At 64.4% G+C, this 19,448-nt stretch carries 19 protein-coding genes; 9 read left to right on the forward strand and 10 right to left on the reverse strand.

All coding sequences use genetic code 11. The features are described 5' to 3' along the window. The first annotated feature begins 184 nt into the window (after positions 1 to 184). Positions 185 to 1,087 (forward strand): NAD(P)/FAD-dependent oxidoreductase, encoded by a 903-nt coding sequence (locus P8T11_RS06510; RefSeq protein ID WP_418910246.1) that lies wholly within the window; start codon positions 185 to 187, stop codon positions 1,085 to 1,087. Positions 1,088 to 1,428: 341 nt separating this feature from the next. On the opposite strand, the gene P8T11_RS06515 is transcribed toward P8T11_RS06510, so the two are convergent. Continuing rightward, entirely contained in the window at positions 1,429 to 2,406 is a 978-nt protein-coding gene (locus P8T11_RS06515) for an alpha/beta hydrolase family protein (RefSeq protein ID WP_268077711.1), read from the reverse strand. 153 nt (positions 2,407 to 2,559) lie between these two features. Between P8T11_RS06515 and P8T11_RS06520 the strand changes: the two genes are divergently transcribed. Both P8T11_RS06520 and P8T11_RS06525 read left to right on the forward strand, forming a co-directional pair. Then, positions 2,560 to 2,808, forward strand: a complete 249-nt coding sequence (locus P8T11_RS06520; RefSeq protein ID WP_268077710.1) for a hypothetical protein — start codon at positions 2,560 to 2,562, stop codon at positions 2,806 to 2,808. Positions 2,809 to 2,846: 38 nt separating this feature from the next. Beyond that, positions 2,847 to 3,488 carry an arylsulfatase gene (locus P8T11_RS06525; protein ID WP_268077709.1) on the forward strand — a complete coding sequence of 214 codons (642 nt, stop codon included), beginning with the start codon at positions 2,847 to 2,849 and terminating at the stop codon, positions 3,486 to 3,488. A 142-nt stretch (positions 3,489 to 3,630) separates the two neighbouring features. Here the strand turns inward: P8T11_RS06525 and P8T11_RS06530 are convergent, their stop codons facing one another. From P8T11_RS06530 to P8T11_RS06555, 6 genes are all read right to left on the reverse strand, one after another. Then, positions 3,631 to 5,361: an ABC transporter substrate-binding protein gene (locus tag P8T11_RS06530; protein ID WP_268077708.1), complete on the reverse strand. Its 1,731-nt coding sequence runs from the start codon at positions 5,359 to 5,361 to the stop codon at positions 3,631 to 3,633. A 120-nt stretch (positions 5,362 to 5,481) separates the two neighbouring features. Continuing rightward, positions 5,482 to 5,790, reverse strand: coding sequence for a DUF2160 domain-containing protein (locus P8T11_RS06535; protein WP_268077707.1), 309 nt, complete (start codon positions 5,788 to 5,790; stop codon positions 5,482 to 5,484). Positions 5,791 to 5,802: 12 nt separating this feature from the next. Then, positions 5,803 to 6,615 carry a carbohydrate ABC transporter permease gene (locus tag P8T11_RS06540; protein WP_100855963.1) on the reverse strand — a complete coding sequence of 271 codons (813 nt, stop codon included), beginning with the start codon at positions 6,613 to 6,615 and terminating at the stop codon, positions 5,803 to 5,805. Continuing rightward, complete coding sequence (locus tag P8T11_RS06545; RefSeq protein WP_268077706.1) at positions 6,608 to 7,498, reverse strand: carbohydrate ABC transporter permease; 891 nt, start codon at positions 7,496 to 7,498, stop codon at positions 6,608 to 6,610. Before P8T11_RS06545 ends, P8T11_RS06540 begins: the two co-directional genes overlap by 8 nt. Further along, positions 7,495 to 8,583 (reverse strand): ABC transporter ATP-binding protein, encoded by a 1,089-nt coding sequence (locus P8T11_RS06550; RefSeq protein WP_268077705.1) that lies wholly within the window; start codon positions 8,581 to 8,583, stop codon positions 7,495 to 7,497. Before P8T11_RS06550 ends, P8T11_RS06545 begins: the two co-directional genes overlap by 4 nt. Next, positions 8,583 to 9,680 carry an ABC transporter ATP-binding protein gene (locus P8T11_RS06555; protein ID WP_268077704.1) on the reverse strand — a complete coding sequence of 366 codons (1,098 nt, stop codon included), beginning with the start codon at positions 9,678 to 9,680 and terminating at the stop codon, positions 8,583 to 8,585. Before P8T11_RS06555 ends, P8T11_RS06550 begins: the two co-directional genes overlap by 1 nt. A gap of 210 nt (positions 9,681 to 9,890) precedes the next feature. On the opposite strand from P8T11_RS06555, the gene P8T11_RS06560 reads away from it, so the two are divergent. Then, a complete protein-coding gene (locus tag P8T11_RS06560; RefSeq protein WP_205736910.1) occupies positions 9,891 to 10,709 on the forward strand; it encodes a DeoR/GlpR family DNA-binding transcription regulator in 819 nt (272 codons plus the stop codon). Then, positions 10,706 to 12,301 (forward strand): glycerol-3-phosphate dehydrogenase/oxidase, encoded by a 1,596-nt coding sequence (locus P8T11_RS06565; RefSeq protein ID WP_268077703.1) that lies wholly within the window; start codon positions 10,706 to 10,708, stop codon positions 12,299 to 12,301. Before P8T11_RS06560 ends, P8T11_RS06565 begins: the two co-directional genes overlap by 4 nt. Before the next feature lie 415 nt (positions 12,302 to 12,716). Here P8T11_RS06565 and P8T11_RS06570 read toward each other — a convergent pair whose 3' ends face one another. The 3 genes from P8T11_RS06570 to P8T11_RS06580 all read right to left on the reverse strand — a co-directional run bounded on the left by P8T11_RS06570 (position 12,717) and on the right by P8T11_RS06580 (position 15,338). Next, positions 12,717 to 13,256: an HD-GYP domain-containing protein gene (locus P8T11_RS06570; protein WP_278072178.1), complete on the reverse strand. Its 540-nt coding sequence runs from the start codon at positions 13,254 to 13,256 to the stop codon at positions 12,717 to 12,719. A gap of 338 nt (positions 13,257 to 13,594) precedes the next feature. Further along, on the reverse strand, positions 13,595 to 14,275 hold the full coding sequence (locus P8T11_RS06575; RefSeq protein WP_268077701.1) for a type 1 glutamine amidotransferase domain-containing protein: 681 nt from the start codon (positions 14,273 to 14,275) through the stop codon (positions 13,595 to 13,597). 25 nt (positions 14,276 to 14,300) lie between these two features. Next, on the reverse strand, positions 14,301 to 15,338 hold the full coding sequence (locus P8T11_RS06580; protein WP_268082429.1) for an NADP-dependent oxidoreductase: 1,038 nt from the start codon (positions 15,336 to 15,338) through the stop codon (positions 14,301 to 14,303). Between the two features lie 162 nt (positions 15,339 to 15,500). On the opposite strand from P8T11_RS06580, the gene P8T11_RS06585 reads away from it, so the two are divergent. The 4 genes from P8T11_RS06585 (at position 15,501) to P8T11_RS06600 (ending at position 19,442) form a co-directional block, all read left to right on the forward strand. Continuing rightward, a complete protein-coding gene (locus tag P8T11_RS06585) occupies positions 15,501 to 16,286 on the forward strand; it encodes a TetR/AcrR family transcriptional regulator (protein ID WP_268077700.1) in 786 nt (261 codons plus the stop codon). Between the two features lie 71 nt (positions 16,287 to 16,357). After that, complete coding sequence (locus P8T11_RS06590) at positions 16,358 to 17,326, forward strand: HlyD family secretion protein (RefSeq protein WP_268082428.1); 969 nt, start codon at positions 16,358 to 16,360, stop codon at positions 17,324 to 17,326. Continuing rightward, complete coding sequence (locus P8T11_RS06595; RefSeq protein WP_268077699.1) at positions 17,323 to 18,300, forward strand: ABC transporter ATP-binding protein; 978 nt, start codon at positions 17,323 to 17,325, stop codon at positions 18,298 to 18,300. The genes P8T11_RS06590 and P8T11_RS06595 overlap by 4 nt, the downstream gene beginning before the upstream one ends. Next, the gene (locus tag P8T11_RS06600) at positions 18,297 to 19,442 is read left to right on the forward strand and encodes an ABC transporter permease (protein WP_100855973.1); all 1,146 of its coding nucleotides are present in this window, start codon (positions 18,297 to 18,299) and stop codon (positions 19,440 to 19,442) included. The genes P8T11_RS06595 and P8T11_RS06600 overlap by 4 nt, the downstream gene beginning before the upstream one ends. Positions 19,443 to 19,448 lie beyond the last annotated feature (6 nt).

The following is a 19,448-nucleotide window of genomic DNA, read 5'->3' on the forward strand; positions in this document are numbered from 1 at the left end:
GCGCCGCGTCAGGGTGTACGCACGAGGCATGGATGCGGCACGGAGTCGAGAATACACCGTCGACCACGGGCGTGCGCCCAGGCTTTTTCGCATCAGGAATCTTTTAAAGTTGCGTGAATCTCGAAGATCGAATTATCATGCAACTTATTAAGTATCTTGATAAGCCATGAAGAGGAGTTTGCGGATGAATTACGACGTGATCATTGTGGGCGGCAGTTTTGCCGGCCTGTCGGCTGCCATGCAACTGGCTCGCGCCAGACGGCGCATCGCGCTGATTGATGGCGGCCAGCCCCGCAACCGCTACGCCGCGCACTCGCATGGCTTCCTGGGTCAGGACGGCAAGACGCCGCAAGACATCGTGCAACAGGCCCGCGAACAATTGGCCCACTATCCCACCGTGACATTCCTGGATGGCGATGCGGTAACGGCCAGCGGGTCAATCGGCCGCTTGCAGGTGATGATGGCCGACGGGCAGCAGGTACAGGGCAAGCGGCTGATTTTGGCCACGGGGCTGCGCGACGAACTCCCCGCCCTGCCCGGCTTGAACGAGCGTTGGGGCAAGACGGTCTTGCACTGCCCTTACTGCCATGGCTATGAAGTGGCCGGGAGCCCGTTGGGCGTGATGGCGGCGCATCCGCTGTCGGCGCACCAGGCCATGCTGCTGCCGGACTGGGGGCCCACTACGTTCTTCACCCAAGGTGAATTTGAACCGGATGAGGAACAGGCCGCTTTGATGGCCAAGCGCGGCGTGCGTATCGAACGCAGCCCTATCGTTGAATTGATGGGCACGGCCCCTGGTTTGGACGCGGTCAAACTGGCCGATGGACGGCGCATGGCCATCCACGCGTTGTTCGTGGCCAGCAAGACGCACATGGCCAGCCCGCTGGCCGCGCAATTAGGATGCGCGTTCAACGACGGCCCCTTGGGTCCGTTGATTCGCGTGGATGATCTGCGGCAGACAAGCGTTGAAGGCGTCTTTGCCGCGGGCGACGCCGCCATTCCCATGAGCAACGCCACGCTAGCCAGCGCGTCCGGCGTGATGGCGGGCGTGTGCGCGCATCGGTCGCTGGTGATGGACTGCTCGTAGGATGGGTGAAGCGCGCGATGCGTGGCACAAGAACCTGGCCGAGGATCGCGCGTAACCCATCGCGCGGACGTTGCCGATGGGTTGCGCGCGACAGGCGCCAGTTTTCGCGGGCAGGCGGTGCCGCGCTTCACCCATCCTACGCATCGTGAATAGCACACCGATCCCGGCTCGTAGGATGGGTGAAGCGCGCGCTACCCGTCCCAAGAACCCGACCGAGGATCGCGCGTAACCCATCGCGCGGACGTTGCTGATGGGTTACGCGCGACAGGCGCCAGTCTTCGCGGGCAGGCGGTGCCGCGCTTCACCCATCCTACGAATTGTGGGTAGGAGGCCGGGCCGGGTCACAGGTTGGCGGGCGTCGGTGTCGGCCGGATCACGGTATCGCTGACGTGCGCCTTGAAGAACGCCGCCATGCGGGCGTTCCAGGCTTGATGGAATTGGCTGCGGTCGAAGCCGGGCGCGTCCCGGCAGATGTCGGCTTGCGTCTGGTCGGGCCGGCAAGGCGCCAGGAACGCGAAGTGGCCCGCACCTGCCACCACCTGATAATCCGGAGCGTGGCGCTGACCCCGGCCCTTATCCTGGCCCTGGCCACTATCCTGCCCCTGGCCATTATCCTGCCCCTGCCCCCAACCCAGCCCCTGCCTCACCGCCTCCACACTGGCCGGCGTTACGCCTTCGCCGCCCAGCGCCGAAGCCCAAAGCTGCACGGGGATTTTCACCGCCCGCAACGCGTCACCCGGAAAAACATTCAGTGGGTCTGCAATGACCAGCGCCTTGATGCGCGCATCCTGCACATAGGGTTGTTGAGGAATTTTCCCGGACGCGATATCGCGGCACATGGGTAACGTCGGCGCGTCCTGGCAAACCGCCAGGCCTGCCTGAAAATCTGGCTTGGCGCCGGCCAGCACCAACGCCGTGTACGCGCCGCGAGAAAAGCCAAAGGCGCCGATCTTGGTCGAATCCACGCGCGCCTGCTGCGGCCAGGCCGTCGTCATGTAATCGATCACGCGCCGTATCTCACGCGGGCGCGTCGAAAATATTGACAGATATCCTTGCCGCGAGCTGTCCTGCGCGTTGTCGCCCACGTGGTTGATGGCGACCACCACGAAGCCCGCATCCGCCAGCGCCGCGGCGGTGTCGTGATGGCTTAAGAATGAACCGGCCGACCCGTGCGACATCACGATCAAGGGATGCCGGCCGTCGGGTACGGCGCAGTTCAAGACGCCCGGGATGGTGGTGCGACCCAGCTTGATATCAGTGGCCGGCGCGGCGCAAGGCGTCCAGATGCCACCGGTGAGCGCCGGGCCATTCATGTCCATGGGTATCGTCAGGCGCTGGAAGCCGGCAGCCTGGGCGGCGCCGGGCGCAAGGGCGCAGGCAAGAAGGAGGACAAGCGCGGGAACCGTGGCGCAAAGCGTGCGCCATAAGTAATGTCGATGCGTATCGCCGTGCGTATCACCATGCGGACGTCCATGCATATCGCCCTGCGAATGCCGATGCGGATGCCGATGCATATCGCCCTGCGAATGCCGATGCGGATGCCGATGCATATCGCCCTGCGAATGTCGATGCGAATGGTGATGCGGGTTCCGAGACGAATCGCGATGCGGATGGCAATTGCAATGGGAATGCAGAGTCATGGTCGAACGGAGCGAGGAGAAAAGCCGGGTACCGACAATACCGGTATTCGGACTGGTCTTGTTGCGGAGGCGGCGCGGTAGAACAATGCCGCACACCGCAAATAACAGGATGGCTTCGAATGCGTATTTCGTTCTTGCACACTATTGATGGCAATCAGGCCGTATTTGAGCATGCGGCGACCGACGCTGGCTTGCTCGTCACGCAGTTGCGCCACGACGTGCGCCCAGACCTTCGGGAGGCGGTTGGCCAAGGCTTGGCAACGGACGACGCGTTGCGCGTTCAGGTCCGCGACGCGGTACGGAATCTGGCGGACGAAGCTGATGCCGTCATCGTCACCTGCGCCACGCTGGGCCCCGTGGTGGACAGCCTCCAGGATTGGCCGGTGCCGGTCATTCGCGCTGACGTGGCCTTGGCTAAAGCAACGGCGGCCGCTAGCGTGGGCAAGCCGATCGTGGTGCTTTGCGCGGTGGCGTCCACCGTGGATGCCAACCGGGCGCTGTTCGAGCGCCATGCCCAGGCCAGCGGCGCATCGGTGGCGGTGCGGCTGGTGCCGGACGCGTGGCCCCTGTTCCAGGCGGGTGATAGGTCCGCGTGCTTGCAGGCCTGCGCACACGCTGCGCAAGAGGCGTATGCGCAAGGTGCCGAGGTAGTGGCTTTTGCGCATCCGTGGATGGCAGACGCCGTGGCATTGGTGCAGGGTGAGCGCCGACCCGTGGACGCAGCGCGGGCGGCGTTGCAAGCCGGCTTGCAGACGCGCTAGAGAAACTGGCTAGCGAACCAGCTGGCGAACGGACTACCGAACTGGCCAGGGAACCGCCTGGCAGCCCCCCGCCCATTCTCCACCGCCCAAGGACAGCCGCTGCGGCTATCCGTGGGCGGTGCCCTGCCCGCTTAACCAGCCCCTACCGGACCTTGCCCTCCTTCCAGGCAGCCAGCAGTTGCTCATAGGGAATGGTCTCGCCCTTGGGCTTCTCGTTGGCCAGCTTCTTCCACGGCGCGTGCTGGTCCGACAGCCACTTGCTGGGGTTGCTTTTCGGATTCAGCTTGGGCGCGCATTGCGCCATGCCTGCCCGCTCCAGCCGCGCCATCACCTGGTCCATCTCATTGGCCAGGCTGTCCATGGCGGCCTGCGGCGTTTTTTCGGCGGTGACCGCCGTGGCCACGTTCTTCCACCACAACTGGGCCAGCTTCGGGTAATCCGGCACGTTGTTGCCGGTGGGCGTCCATGCCACGCGCGCCGGGCTGCGGTAGAACTCGATCAGCCCGCCGTAGTTGGCGGCGTTCTTGGTGAAGAACTCGCTGTTGATGTCGCTGTCGCGGATGAAGGTCAGGCCGGTGATGGACTTTTTCAGCGACACCGACTTCGACGTGACGAACTGCGCATACAGCCAGGCCGCGGCCATCTTGTCGGGGTTGGTGGATTTGAAGAACGTCCACGAACCCACGTCCTGATAGCCGTTCTGCATGCCGTCCTTCCAGTACGGGCCGTAGGGCGACGGCGCCATGCGCCATTTCGGCGTGCCGTCGTCGTTCACGACCGGCAGGCCCTTCTTGGTCATGTCGGCGGTGAAGGCCGTGTACCAGAAGATCTGCTGGGCGATCTGGCCTTGGGCGGGCACCGGGCCGGATTCCGAAAACGTCATGCCCATGGCCTGCTGCGGCGCGTACTTCTTCATCCAGTCGATGTATTTCGTCAGTGCATAGACGGCGGCCGGGCTGTTGGTGGCCCCGCCGCGAGACACGGACGCGCCGACCGGCGTGCACTTGTCATCCGCCACGCGAATGCCCCATTCATCCACCGGCATGCCGTTGGGCAGGCCCTTGTCGGCCGCGCCCGCCATCGACAGCCATGCATCGGTGAAGCGCCAGCCCAGCGACGGGTCTTTCTTGCCGTAGTCCATGTGGCCATAGACCTTCTTGCCGTCGATTTCCTTGACGTCGTTGGAGAAGAAGTCGGCAATGTCTTCGTAGGCGGACCAATTGGTGGGCACACCCAATTCATAGCCGTACTTGGCCTTGAACTTATCTTTCAAGTCTTGCCGGGCGAACCAGTCGGCGCGAAACCAATACACGTTGGCAAACTGCTGGTCGGGCAACTGGTACAGCTTGCCGTCGGGCGCGGTGGTGAATTTGGTGCCGATGAAGTCCTTGATGTCCAGGTCGGGGTTGGTCCATTCCTTGCCCGCGCCGGCCATGTAGTCCGACAGCGGCAGAATGGCGCCGTAACGGTAGTGGGTGCCGATAAGATCGGAGTCCGAGATCCAGCCGTCGTAGATCGATTTGCCGGACTGCATGGACGTCTGCAGTTTCTCGACCACGTCGCCTTCCTGGATCAGGTCATGATTGACCTTGATGCCGGTGATTTCACTGAACGCCTTGGCCAGCGTCTTGGATTCGTACTCGTGCGTGGTGATGGTTTCCGACACGACGTTGATTTCGTTGACGCCCTTGGCCTTCAGCTTGGCCGCGGCGTCCATGAACCATTTCATCTCGGCCATCTGCTGGTCCTTGGACAGCGTGGAAGGCTGGAACTCGGAATCCACCCACTTCTTCGCCTCCGGCTCGCCGGCCCAAGCCCCTGACGTGCCGATCAGGGCGATAGCAGCCGCCATGGCGTGCATGCGCAATTTCATGACCTGTCTCCTCGAATACCCTTCCCCTTCTGTTCTGCTGCGGACCGCTGGCCGGGGAAGATGCGGGCCGCAGTCCTTCAAAACCATCCATCCCAACCTGCCAGGGGTCGACGCGCCCCTTCAGCCTTTTCGCATGATGAAAGCCAGCAACAGCATGGACACCACGAAGCTGATCCACACCGATGGCGGCTCATCCAGCGACAGCCACTCCATCACCTTTTCGCCAAACCCCAGAAACGCCAGGTTGACCCAGGCCGCGGCCATCAATCCGATAAACAGCCTGTCGCCGCGCGTGGTGCGCAGCGGCAGAAAGCCCTTGCGTTCGACCGTGGGCGATTTCAATTCCCACACGGTCATGCCAATCAGCATCAACACGATGCAGGTGAAAAACACGGCAACCGGCGTGGTCCATACCATCCAACTGAACATGTCGGCCCCCTTCTACACGCGGCCCATCGCGAAGCCCTTCGCGATGTAGTGGCGCACGAACCAGATGACGATGCCGCCCGGCACGATGGTCAACACGCCCGCCGCCGCCAGCACGCCCCAGTCCATGCCGGACGCCGACACGGTTCGGGTCATGGTGGCCACGATGGGTTTGGCGTTGACGGAGGTCAGCGTGCGCGCCAGCAGCAGTTCCACCCAACTGAACATGAAGCAGAAGAACGCCGCCACGCCCACGCCCGACTTGATCAGCGGCAGGAAGATCGTCAGGAAAAACCGGGGGAAAGAATAGCCGTCCACGTAGGCGGTCTCGTCGATTTCGCGCGGCACGCCAGACATGAAGCCTTCCAGGATCCACACGGCCAGCGGCACGTTGAAGACCAGATGCGCCAGCGCCACGGCCAGGTGCGTATCCATCAGCCCGAACGAACTGTAGAGCTGGAAGAACGGCAGCAGGAACACGGCCGGCGGCGTCATGCGGTTGGTCAGCAGCCAGAAGAACACGTGCTTGTCGCCAATGAAGCGGTAGCGCGAAAACGCATAGGCGGCGGGCAGCGCCACCGCCAGCGAGATCACCGTGTTGATGACGACGTAGATCAGGGAATTGATGTAGCCCGAATACCAGGCGGGGTCGGTGAAGATGGTGCGGTAATGCTCGAACGTGAAGTCGCGCGGCCACAGCGTCAGCGTGCTGACGATTTCGGTATTGGTCTTGAACGACATGTTCAACATCCAATACAGCGGCAGCATCGCAAACACCAGGTACAGGATCAGGAAGGCGGAACGCCACCAGGTGGATTGGTCACGCATGGGGATGCTCCTCGTCGACGCCGCCGGTCGTGCCCGCGCGCTGCATCCAGTTGTAGAGGATGAAGCACAGCAGCAGGATGATCAGGAAGTAAATGATGGAGAACGCCGCGGCGGGGCCCAGGTCGAACTGGCCCACGGCCTTTTGCGTCAGGTATTGCGACAGGAACGTGGTGGCGTTACCCGGCCCCCCGCCCGTCAGCACGAAGGGCTCGGTGTAGATCATGAAGCTGTCCATGAAGCGCAGCAGCACGGCAATCATCAGCACGCCGCGCATCTTGGGCAGTTGGATGTAGCGGAACACCGCGAGCCGCGACGCCCCATCGATGCGCGCGGCCTGGTAGTAGGCGTCGGGAATGGCGCGCAGGCCGGCATAGCACAGCAGTGCGACCAGCGGCGTCCAGTGCCACACGTCCATGACCAGCACGGTCACCCAGGCGTCCACGTCGTTGCCGGTGTAGTTGTAGTCCACCCCCAGCCACGACAAGGTCGCGCCCAACAGGCCGATGTCGGTGCGGCCGAACACCTGCCAGATGGTGCCCACCACGTTCCACGGAATCAGCAAGGACAGCGCAATGATCACCAGCACGGCAGACGCGCGCCAACCACTGGCAGGCATGGACAGGGCCAGCAAGATGCCCAGCGGAATCTCAATCGCCAGCACCGCCAGCGAAAAGCCGATCTGGCGGAACAAGGCGCCATGCAGTTCTTCATCTTGCAGCACGGCGGCGAACCACTCGGTGCCCACGAAGACGCGGCGGTCGGGGGCAATGATGTCTTGCACGGAATAATTGACGATGGTCATCAGCGGCAAGATGGCCGAGAACGCCACGCACAACACCACGGGCAAGACCAGGAACCAGGCCCGGTGATTGATGGGTTTCATGGGATCAGCACCTCGTCGCGGTAAAAGCAGGTGTGCGGATTCAGCACCGACAACCAGACGGTGCCGCCGACGGCGGCGGGCACGATGTTGCTGCCCAGGCGGGCGCGCACGGGCGTGCCTTCGAAGTCGGCCACCAGCAAGGTGTAGGTGCCCACGTCCTGAATGCGCTCTACCCGCATGGGCACGGCGCCCGCCGCGTTCGCGTCCGTCAAGCGCAGGTATTCCGGGCGCACGCCCAGCTTGATGGGGCCTGCGTTAGCCAGCTTTGCGGCCACATCGGATGTGGCACCTTGCACGCGCGCCTGCCCCACCCACAGCGCATCGTCGCGCCATTGCGCCGGCAGGAAGTTCATGCCGGGTGATCCGATGAAATGGCCCACGAAGGTATGCGCCGGCCGCTCGAAGAGATCGTCCGCGCTGCCCACCTGCACGGCGCGTCCGCGCGCCATCACCATGACCTGGTCGGCAAACGTCAGCGCTTCGGTCTGGTCGTGCGTCACGTAGATCAGCGTCAGCTTGAATTCGTGATGGATTTCCTTGAGCTTGCGCCGCAGTTCCCACTTCAGTTGCGGGTCGATCACGGTCAAGGGTTCGTCGAACAGAATGGCCGACACGTCGCTGCGCACCAGCCCACGGCCCAGCGATATCTTCTGCTTGGCGTCCGCCGTGAGGCCGCTGGCGCGGCGGTCCAGCACGTGCGACATCTCCAGCATTTCGGCGATGCGTCCCACCCGTTCGCGGATGCGCTCGGGCGGCACGCCCCGGTTGCGCAGCGGAAAGGCCAGGTTGTCGGCCACCGTCATCGTGTCGTAGACGACGGGAAACTGGAACACCTGCGCGATGTTGCGCGCTTGCGGGGACTTGGCCGTGACGTCCTGGCCGTCGAACAAAATGCGCCCGTGCGAGGGGCGCAACAAGCCGGATACGCAATTGAGCAAGGTGGTCTTGCCGCAGCCCGATGGGCCCAGCAAAGCGTAGGCGCCGCCATCGCGAAAGGTGAACTGCAGCGGCAGCAGTGCGTAGTCCTCGTCGGTCTTGGGGTCGGCCACGTAGGAATGGGAGAGGTCCAGCTCGATCTGCGCCATCAGGCCGCCTCCCCGTTCATGCCCGGATGGCGCGGCGCGGCCAGAGGGGCGGCCAACAGCGCGCCGTCGGCGTTAAATGCATAGGTGTTGGCAGGGTCGAAATACAGTTGCACGCGCTGGTCCAAGGTGTAGCGATGCACGCCAGGCAATTGCGCCACCACGTTGCCCGCGGCCGTTTCCGCATGCACGAAGGTGTCGGAACCTGAAATCTCGGCCAGCTTCACCACGCCGGCCACGCCAACGTGGCCCGGGCGCGGCTCCACGTCCAGCGCGCCCGCGCGCAGTCCCGCCGTGATGTCGGCGCCCGCTTCCGCAGGCAGGCCGCGGTCAACCGCCACCTGGCCTTGCAGGACGAAACCCGTGTCCGTGCACCGGGCCGCAAACAGGTTCATGGGCGGATCGCTGAACGCGCGCGCCACGCGTATGGAATTGGGGCGGTGAAAGACCTCGGCCGTGGGGCCGTATTGCAGCAGCTCGCCCGCATCCAGCACGGCGGTGTGGCCGCCCAGCAACAGGGCTTCGCCCGGCTCGGTCGTGGCGTAGACCACGGTGGAACGCCCTTCGGCGAACAATTCCGAAAGCTCGTCGCGCAGTTCTTCGCGCAGCTTGTAGTCCAGGTTGACCAGGGGCTCGTCCAGCAGGATCAGGGGCGCGTCCTTGACCAGGGCGCGGGCCAGCGCCACCCGCTGCTGCTGTCCGCCAGACAGTTCCGACGGGTAACGCGCCAGCAGGTGGTCGATGTGCAGCCGGGCCGCCATGGCGCGGACTTTTTCGCGGATGTCCTTTTCGCCGCGCAGCTTGAGCGGCGACGCGATGTTGTCGTAGACCGACATGGACGGGTAATTGATGAACTGCTGGTAGACCATGGCCACGTTGCGCTGTCGCACGGGCACGCCCGTGACGTCCGCGCCGTCAACCAGTACACGGCCTTCGGTGGGTCGGTCCAGCCCGGCCATGATGCGCATCAACGAGGTCTTGCCCGCCAGGGTCACCCCCAGCAGCACCGTCATGGCTCCCGGCACGGGGGCCAGGCTCATGGGAGTCAGGTGCGTTTGCGAACCGGCCCGCAAACCTATCCTGTCCAAGGTCAGCTGCATCTAGTCTCCTCAACCTACTTATACGTCCCTGTTTTATTTCGGACTTCGGTATGCGGTACAGCGCCCCAGCCGCTACGCGCAATGGCGTAACAGGATGAGCATACTCTTTCAGGTATCTTTCGTTTTTTTTGCGTTTTACCCAAGAAGCGAACAAAAAACAATCTTGCAGTGCGGCATTATTTTTCGCTTTTGTTGTTTTATCATGCGAATATGACACTGAATCCACGACAGAGCGCATTGGTCGAAATGGTGCGGGCCCAAGGCTCGGCCACGATCGAAGAGCTCGCCAAACGCTTTGACGTTACGCTGCAAACCGTGCGGCGCGACGTCAACATCCTTTCCGAAGCCGGCATGCTGTCGCGCTTTCATGGTGGCGTGCGCATCGAAGCGTCCACCATCGAGAACATTGCCTACCGCAAGCGCCAGGGGCTGCATGCGGCGGGCAAACAGCGCATTGCCGAAGCCGTGGCGCGCGCCGTGCCGGACGGCTGTTCGCTGATACTGAACATCGGCACCACCACCGAGGCCATCGCACGCGCCCTGCTGCGCCATCGCGGCCTGCGCGTCATTACCAACAACCTGCACGTGGCGGACATTTTGTCCGATAACCCGGACTGCGAAGTCATCGTGGCCGGCGGCGTGGTGCGTTCGCGCGACCGGGGCATCGTGGGCGAAGCCACCATGGATTTCATCCGCCAGTTCAAGGTGGATATCGGGCTGATCGGCATTTCGGGTATCGAAGCCGACGGCACGCTGCGCGACTACGACTTCCGCGAAGTGCGCGTGGCACGAACCATCATCGAACAATCGCGTGAAGTCTGGCTGGCCGCGGACAGCAGCAAATTCAAGCGCCAGGCCATGGTGGAACTGGCGCATATCTCGCAAATCGACCGATTCTTTACCGACGCGCACCCTCAGGAACCGCTGGCGCAGGTGCTGCTGGATTCCGGCGTGCGCTGCGAAGTCGCGGCCGCGCCCAATGGCGCCGGCGTAGAGACCCCCACGAATAATTCCGCATCCAACTTATGAACCAACCGCTCGCCAACGTCACACCGCCCGACCGCAACCGCCTGTTGTCCACGCTGGACAACACGCCGTCCTGGGACGTCATCGTCATCGGTGGCGGTGCAACAGGCCTGGGCACCGCCGTGGACGCCGCCGCGCGCGGCTACCGCACCCTGCTGATCGAAGGCGCCGACTTTGCCAAGGGCACGTCCAGCAAGGCCACCAAGCTGGTGCACGGCGGCGTGCGCTATCTGGCCCAAGGCAACGTCAGCCTGGTGCGCGAAGCGCTGCACGAACGCGGCTTGCTCAACCGCAACGCGCCGCACCTGGTGTGGCCGCTGGGTTTTGTGGTGCCCGCCTACAACCTGTTCGATCAGCCCTTCTACGGCATCGGCCTGAAGATGTACGACATGCTGGCGGGCAAGCTGAACCTGGCGCCCAGCCGCTGGTTGTCGCGCCGCGACACGCTGGCCAATGCGCCCACGCTGGCGGAAAACGTCAACGGACGCGGCTTGAAAGGCGGCGTGCTGTACTACGACGGCCAGTTCGATGACGCGCGCCTGGCGATGAGCCTGATGCGCACGCTGTTCGACCTGGGCGGCACGGCCGTGAACTATGTGCGCGCCACGGGCCTGAGCACCAGCAATGGCAAGGTTGACGGTGTGACCGCGCAAGATGTGATCGGCGGCGCCAGCTTCTCGTTGCGCGCGCGCTGCGTGATCAACGCCACCGGCGTCTGGGTGGACGCCGTGCGCCGCATGGAAGACAAGAACGCAACCACGATGGTGGCGCCCAGCCAGGGCGTGCACCTGACCTTGCCGCAAGAGTTCCTGCCCGGCAAGCGCGCCATCCTTATCCCGAAGACCGACGACGGCCGCGTGCTGTTCGTCGTGCCATGGAACGGCCACACCATCGTGGGCACCACCGACACGCCGCGTGGCGATCTGCCGCTGGACCCGGAAGCGGGCGCGCAGGATGTGGATTTCATCCTGAGCACCGCCGCGCGCTACCTCAGCCGCAAGCCAACCCGCGACGACGTCACCAGCGTCTGGTCGGGCCTGCGTCCGCTGGTCAAGGCCACGGGCGAGGCGTCGACCAAGCAGTTATCGCGCGAGCACACGATTTTGGTGTCCAACGCGGGGTTGGTGACGGTGACGGGCGGCAAGTGGACGACCTACCGCCGCATGGCGCAGGACGTGGTGGACACGGCGATTCAACATCACTTGCTGACGCAGGCGTCGTGCCGGACCGAATCGCTGCCGCTGCACGGCGCGGCGGGCCTGACGCCATCCGAAGAGCATGCAGGAACGCCGGACAGCTACTACGGCAGCGATCTTGCCGTGTTGAAGGCGCTGCCCGGCGCCGACCGCATGCTGGTCAAGGCTAGCGGCCTGTCCGAAGCGCACGTACGCTTCGCGGCGCGCTATGAGTTGGCGCGCAGCGCCGAGGATGTGCTGGCCCGCCGCAACCGCGCGCTGTTTTTGGACGCGGAAGCCGCCATGCTGGCCGCCCCGGAAGTCGCCCGCATCCTGGCCGAAGAGCTGGGCCACGACGCAGCCTGGCAACAACGCACGCTGCAAGAGCTGGCCACGGTAGCAAAAACGTATCGACTGTAGGATGGGTGAAGCGCGAGGGGAAGGCTCGCAAGAACCCAGACGAACAACGCGCGTAACCCATCAACGGCGGTGAAGTGCTAGCCGAAGTTGGAATTCATCCACGGTTGTTTGATGGGTTACGCGCGGCACAGGCCGGCTTTCTTTGGGGTGATTTCTCGCGCTTCACCCATCCTACGTAAGACGCCCGCTGCCGTAGGATGGGTGCAGCGCGCGGAAGCCTTTAAAAGCACCCTGACGCGAAACGCGCGTAACCCATCAGCAACCGTAAAGTTCTTGCCGAAGGTGGAATTCATCCACGGTTGCTTGATGGGTTACGCGCGGCACAGGCCGGCTTTCTTTGGGGTGATTTCTCGCGCTTCACCCATCCTACGAATGAGGCGGCTGCCGCCCATACACGTGAAACGCCCGCTGCGATTCACGGCACGCGCAGCGTGCTCGTTTCTATCATCGCTTCAAAGACGCGCAACAAATCCGGGTCGCACTTTGAACCGGCTTCACGATGCAGAATCCGCATGATCTCGGTATGCCCACGCGCGGGGTGATATGGGCGTGCGTCGCCTAGCGCATCGTAAGAATCCGCCAGCGAAATAATGCGCGATAGCATCGGAATGTCGTGGCCGTGCAGGCCGGTCGGATAACCCGAGCCGTCGAAATGCTCGTGGTGGTGGCGTACCGCTTGCGCGATCAGATCGCGTTGCGGCATCGCGCTATGCAAGATGATGTCTGCGCCAACCGCCGCGTGGGACTTCATGATTTCCCAGTCTTCGCCTTCCAGGCGATGCGGCGAAAACAGCACGCGATCGGGCGTGCCGATCTTGCCCACGTCATGCAGCCGCGCGGCTACGGCGGTGGCCTGTTGTTCGTCTTCGGACAGGCCACAGGCCTGCGCCAGCGCTACGCTTAGGGCGACTACACGGCGGCAATGTCGGCCGGTGGCGGGATCACGCGCCTGCATGGCAGCGAACAGCGCGGCCTCGCAGGAACCTTCAGGGTATTCGGGTACGTCGGGGGCATCAGGAAGGGTGCGCGGCGGCTCGGCTGAGGGGCGCACTTGTGTCGGAAAGTAGCGATTCTGACACAGTGCGCACCAATCCTGACGAAACAGACCAGCGTTCGGAGAACGGCGCAGATTCAATATCCGCGCGCCTCCGGCGCCCTGCCGCGTTGCGAAAAACTTCAGCACGTCAACAATTCAGCAATTCAGTGCTCCGGTGCCCCAGCTCATTGCTTCATTGCTTCAGCGCCATTGCTCCGGTGCTCCAGTACTCCAGCCCCAGCTTCATTGCCCCAGCTTCATTGCTTCAAACGCTCAAGCAGCGCTTCTGCCACCGCCACCGACGACGCCGGGTTCTGTCCCGTGACCAACAAGCCGTCGCACACCACATGCGGCTGCCAATCTGGCCCACGGCTGTACAAGCCGCCCAACTGCGTCAGTTCGTCTTCCACCAGGAACGGCACCACGTCGGTCAACTGCACCGCTGCCTCTTCACTGTTGGAAAAGCCCGTTACCTGCCGCCCTTGCACCAAGGGCTTGCCATCCGCCGTCTTGGCGTGACGCAACACGCCCGGCGCGTGGCAAACCGCCGACACCGGCTTGCCGGCGGCCAGCATGGTTTCGATCAGCGCAACCGACTTGGCGTCTTCCGCCAGATCCCACAAGGGACCATGGCCGCCGGGATAGAACACCGCGTCGAAGTCCGCCGCCTGCATGTCGGCCAGCCGCTGCGTGTTGGCCAAGACGCGCTGCGCGTCGGCGTCCTGGCGAAAACGGCGCGTGGCGTCCGTCTGCGCATCGGGGTCGTCGCTCTTGGGATCCAGCGGCGGCTGACCGCCCTTGGGCGAGGCCAGCGTGACCGCGGCACCCGCGTCAACGAACGCGTAATACGGCGCTGCGAACTCTTCCAGCCAGAAGCCCGTCTTGCGGCCTGTGTCCCCCAGCGTGTCATGGGAAGTCAGCACGATCAGGATTTTCATGTTTAGCTCCGATTGCGGTACGCGCTTATTCATCCGGGCCGACGCGCACAATGCGCTTGCCGGCGTTTTCGCCCTTGAGCAGCCCGATCAGGCCGCGCGGCGCGTTCTCAAGGCCGTCGACCACGTCTTCGCGATACTTGATGCGGCCCTGCGCAATCAGCCCTTCCATCGCTTCGCGGAATTCGCCATAGCGATGCGCGTATTCGTTGAAGATGATGAAGCCCTGCACCTTCAGCCGCTTGGTCAGGATGTTGCGCATCAACAGCGCCAAACGGTCCGGGCCATCAGGCAGGCTGGTGGCGTTGTAGGCCGAGATCAGGCCGCAGACCGGCACGCGGGCGCGCGGGTTCAGCAGCGGCAGCACGGCATCAAAGACCGCGCCGCCCACGTTCTCGAAATACACGTCAATGCCTTGCGGCACGGCGCGCGCCAGACGGCCGGGCAAGTCGGGCGACTTGTGATCCAGGCAGTCGTCAAAGCCCAGTTCGTCGACCACGTAGCGGCATTTGTCCGCGCCGCCCGCAATGCCAACCACCTTGCAGCCGTGAATTTTCGCGATCTGTCCCACCACCGCGCCCACCGCGCCGCTGGCCGCGGCCACCACCACGGTTTCGCCGGCCTTGGGCTGGCCGATGTCCAGCAACCCCATGTAGCCCGTGAAACCGGGCATGCCCAGCACGCCCAGCGAATACGACGGATGCTGCGGCTTGGGGCCCAGGCGCAGCAAGCCGGCGCCGTCGGACAAGGCATAGTCCTGCCAGCCGGATTGGGCCAGCACCCATTCGCCAGGTTTGTAATCAGGGTGATTGGACGCCTGCACGCGGGTCACCGTGCCGCCGACCATGGGCTGGCCGATCTGCACGGGTTCGGCGTAGGACGGCGCGTCGCTCATGCGGCCGCGCATATAGGGATCCAGAGACAGGTACACGGTGCGCAGCAGCACCTGGCCTGGGCCGGGCTGCGGGACATCGCCCGTTTCCAGGCGGAAATCGCTATCGGAGGGCTCGCCATGCGGGCGAGCGGCAAGCACGATGCGGCGGTTGATCGACGGGGATTGCGTCATGAAGTCCAGCCTCCTGGGGAAGCCGCCCAGGCCTTGCAGGCAAGGCCCGGGCGGCAGATTGGGGAACCGAGCCATTACACCATCGATGCCCACCGCCCTGCGTTGCAACATTTAACGCCGGCCCTCTTTTAATTAATTAAATACTTAATTAAACTGCCCGCCATGTGCCCAACCCCTTCCGCCCCCACCCGCCGGCCCGGCCGCCCCGCGCGTGCCGCAGGCCCCGACAACGCCGCCATGCGCGCCCAACTGCTGGACATCGCCACCGGCCTGTTTGCCGCGCAGGGCGTGGCGGCCACCACCATCGCGCAGATCGCCCAACGCGCCAACGTCACGCCGGCGATGCTGCACTACTACTTCAAAAGCCGCGACCAACTGATTGATGCCGTGGTGCTGGAACGGGTGGTGCCGGTCATTGGCTATGTTTGGGCCCCGGTACGGCTGGCCTCCGAGGCGGAGCCGGATACCGCTATTGACCCCGTCCTTAAGCCCGCCATTGACCCCGACCCTGCCCCCGACATGGACCCCGCCACGGCGGCGCGCGGTTACCTGACGGAAATTGTGAATCGCATCGTGCAGAGCGCCACGCAACGGCCGTGGCTACCCGCGTTGTGGATGCATGAAGTGGTGAATGAAGGCGGGCAACTGCGCGAACGGGTGCTGCCCCATCTGCCCACCGACCGGCTGGCCGCCTTTGCCGGGATGATCGGCCAGGCCCAGCATCAGGGCGCCATCACGCCCGGCGTCGAACCCAGGCTGGTGTTTCTTTCCATTCTTGGCCTGACCCTGTTGCCGCTTGCCACGTCCAACTTGTGGCGCCGCATCTGGCAAGGCGACGCGCAGGCGCAGGCCATCGACACCCAGGCGATCGCGGCGCACGCCATCGCCATGCTGACCGGTGGTCTGTTTTCGCCGCCTGGCCCGTCTTCCGAAACCGCTCGCCCATGAGGATGCCCACCATGAGGATTTCCACCATGAGGACGCCGACTCTGTGGTTGCCCACCCTAAAGATGCCGACCATGCGCACCCGCCCTGCCCTGCTTCGATTCCTGCCCGGCCTGCCGGTGTTGACCTTGCTGTTGGCCGGCTGCGGTCAGGACAGCACGCCGTTCTACCAGGGCTACGTGGAGGGCGACTACGTGTATGTGGCCTCGTCCGAAGCCGGCCGCCTGGATGCGCTGGCCGTCAAGCGCGGGCAGCAGGTCAGCGTCGACGCGCCGCTGTTTACGCTGGAGGCCACACGCGAACGCGCTGCCCGCGATGAGGCCAACGCGCAGTTGGCGGCGGCCACCGCGCAGTTGGAAGACATCGCCACCGGCAAGCGGCCGGCGGAAATCGACGTCAGCCGCGCGCAACTGGCGCAAGCCGAGGCCGCCAGCCGCCGCTCGGCCGCGCAACTGCAACGCGACACGGCGCAGTTCCGCATCGGCGGCATTGCCCGCGCGCAGTTGGACGACAGCCGTGAACAGGCGCAGTCGGACGCCGCCCGCGTGCGCGAACTGCGCGCGCAACTGGAAGTGGCCAACCTGCCCGGCCGCGACGACCAGCGCCGCGCGCAGACCGCGCAAGTTACGGCCGCGCGCGCCGCGCTGGCGCAGGCGGAATGGACCTTGGCGCAAAAGCAGTTGGGCGCGCCGGCCGCGGGCCAAGTGTTCGACACGATGTACCGCGTGGGCGAATGGGTCCCCGCGGGCAGCCCCGTGGTCAGCCTGCTGCCACCCGGCAATGTGAAGGTGCGCTTCTTCGTGCCCGAAACCGTGGTCGGTACGCTAAAGAGCGGCCAAACCGCCACGCTGCGCTGCGACGGCTGCGGCGACCCCATCCCCGTGCATATCGACTACGTGTCTGACCAGGCCGAATACACCCCACCCGTCATCTACAGCCGCGAAAGCCGCAGCAAACTGGTCTACATGGTGGAAGCGCGCCCCGCGCCGGACGCCGCGGCGCGGCTGCATCCTGGGCAACCGGTCGAGGCAACGCTGCAATGAACGCGCCCGCCACTCCAGATGCGCAAGACGGCGCGCCCGCCCCCGGCAAGGCTGTCATTGACGTGCGCGGCCTGAACAAGCGCTTTGGCGACAAGCATGTGGTGAACGACGTATCGCTGCGTGTTCAAGAAGGCGAGATCTTCGGCTTTCTTGGCCCCAACGGCAGCGGCAAGACCACCTGCATCCGCTTGATGTGCGGCCTGCTGACGCCGGATTCCGGCAGCGGCACCTGCCTGGGCTACGACATCGTTCAAGACAGCGCCCAGATCAAGCGCCATGTGGGCTACATGACGCAGAAGTTCTCGTACTGGGATGACCTGACCATCCGCGAAAACCTGGACTTTGTGGCGCGCATGTATGGCATGCCGCAACGCAAGCAGACCGTGGACCGCGCGCTGGAAGACCTGGGGCTGCATACCCGCGCCAACCAGTTGACGGGGTCGCTGTCGGGCGGCTGGAAGCAGCGGATGGCGCTGGCCGCCTGCCTGCTGCACGAACCGCGCCTGCTGCTGCTGGACGAACCCACGGCGGGCGTGGACCCGACCGCGCGGCGCGACTTCTGGGAACAACTGCATGAGCTGGCCGCGCGCGGCATCTCGGTGCTGGTCAGCACGCACTACATGGACGAAGCCGAACGCTGCCACAAGCTGGCGTACATCTCGTACGGCAAGCTGCTGACGCAAGGCACGGCCGAACAGGTGATTGCCGAACAGCGTTTGTCCACCTTTGCCATTCACGGCCACAACCTGGTGCCGCTGGGCCAGCGCCTGCGCAGCGCGCCGGGCGTGGACCAGACCGTGGCGTTCGGGTCGGCGCTGCATGTCAGCGGCCGGGACGCGGATCTGCTGGAGCGCACCTTGCGCGAGGCCATAAGCGGCCAGGACCTGCGCCTGGAACGCATCGACACCAGCCTGGAAGACGTGTTCATCTACCTGATGAACCGGTCCACCGACAACTTCGCGAGCCCCCCATGATGCGCGCCATGCAAGGCTTTTCCTGGGCGCGCTGGTGGAGCATGGTGCTGAAGGAATTTCTGCAACTGCGCCGCGACCGCATCACCTTCGGCATGATCGTGGGCCTGCCCATCATGCAGTTGGCGCTGTTTGGCTATGCCATCAACACCGACCCCAAGCAGATGCCCACGGCGGTCATCACGGCCGACCACAGCCCCTTCACACGCAGCTTCATCGCGGCGATGAAGTCGTCCGACTACTTCCACATCACCGAAGAGCTGGACAACGAAGAAGCCGGCCGCGCCGCGCTGGCACAAGGGCGCGTGCTGTTCGTGGTGACCATTCCGCCGGACTTTTCGCGCCGGCTGTTGCGCGGCGAACGCCCCGCCCTGCTGATCGAGGCGGACGCCACCGACCCCATGGCCACCGGCATGGCGATCGGCGCGGCCACGCAGCTGACGCAGGCCGTGGCGCAAAAAGACCTGACCGGGCCGCTGGCGGGCTTGGCGGGCGGGCAGCCGCCTTTCGACGTGCGCGTGCACCAGCTCTACAACGAAGAGCAGATCTCGCAATACAACACGGTGCCCGGCCTGATGGGCGTGATATTGACAATGACCTTGGTGATGATGACGGGCCTGGCCATGACGCGCGAACGCGAGCGGGGCACGATGGAAAACCTGCTGTCGATGCCGGTGCGCCCGCTGGAGGTCATGACCGGCAAGATCGTGCCCTACATCGCCATCGGGCTGATCCAGGCCACCATCATCCTGCTGGCCGCGCATTTCGTCTTCCATGTGCCGATCCTCGGCAGCCTGTTGTCCGTGTACCTGGCGGCGCTGCTGTTCGTGGCGGCGAACCTGACGGTGGGCATCACGCTGTCGTCGCTGGCGCAGAACCAGTTGCAGGCCATGCAGCTGACCATGTTTTATTTCCTGCCCAACATGCTGCTGTCCGGGTTCATGTTCCCGTTCCAGGGCATGCCGATGTGGGCGCAGTACCTGGGCAACCTGCTGCCGCTGACGCACTTCAACCGGCTGATTCGCGGCATCCTGCTCAAAGGCAACGGCTGGTGGGACCTGTGGCCCAGCATCTGGCCGCTGATGCTGTTCACCGCGGTCGTCATGACCGCCGCCGTGAAGTTCTACCGCCGAACCCTGGATTGACGCGCC

This window comes from Achromobacter spanius, from assembly GCF_029637605.1.
Lineage (GTDB): Bacteria > Pseudomonadota > Gammaproteobacteria > Burkholderiales > Burkholderiaceae_B > Achromobacter > Achromobacter spanius_E.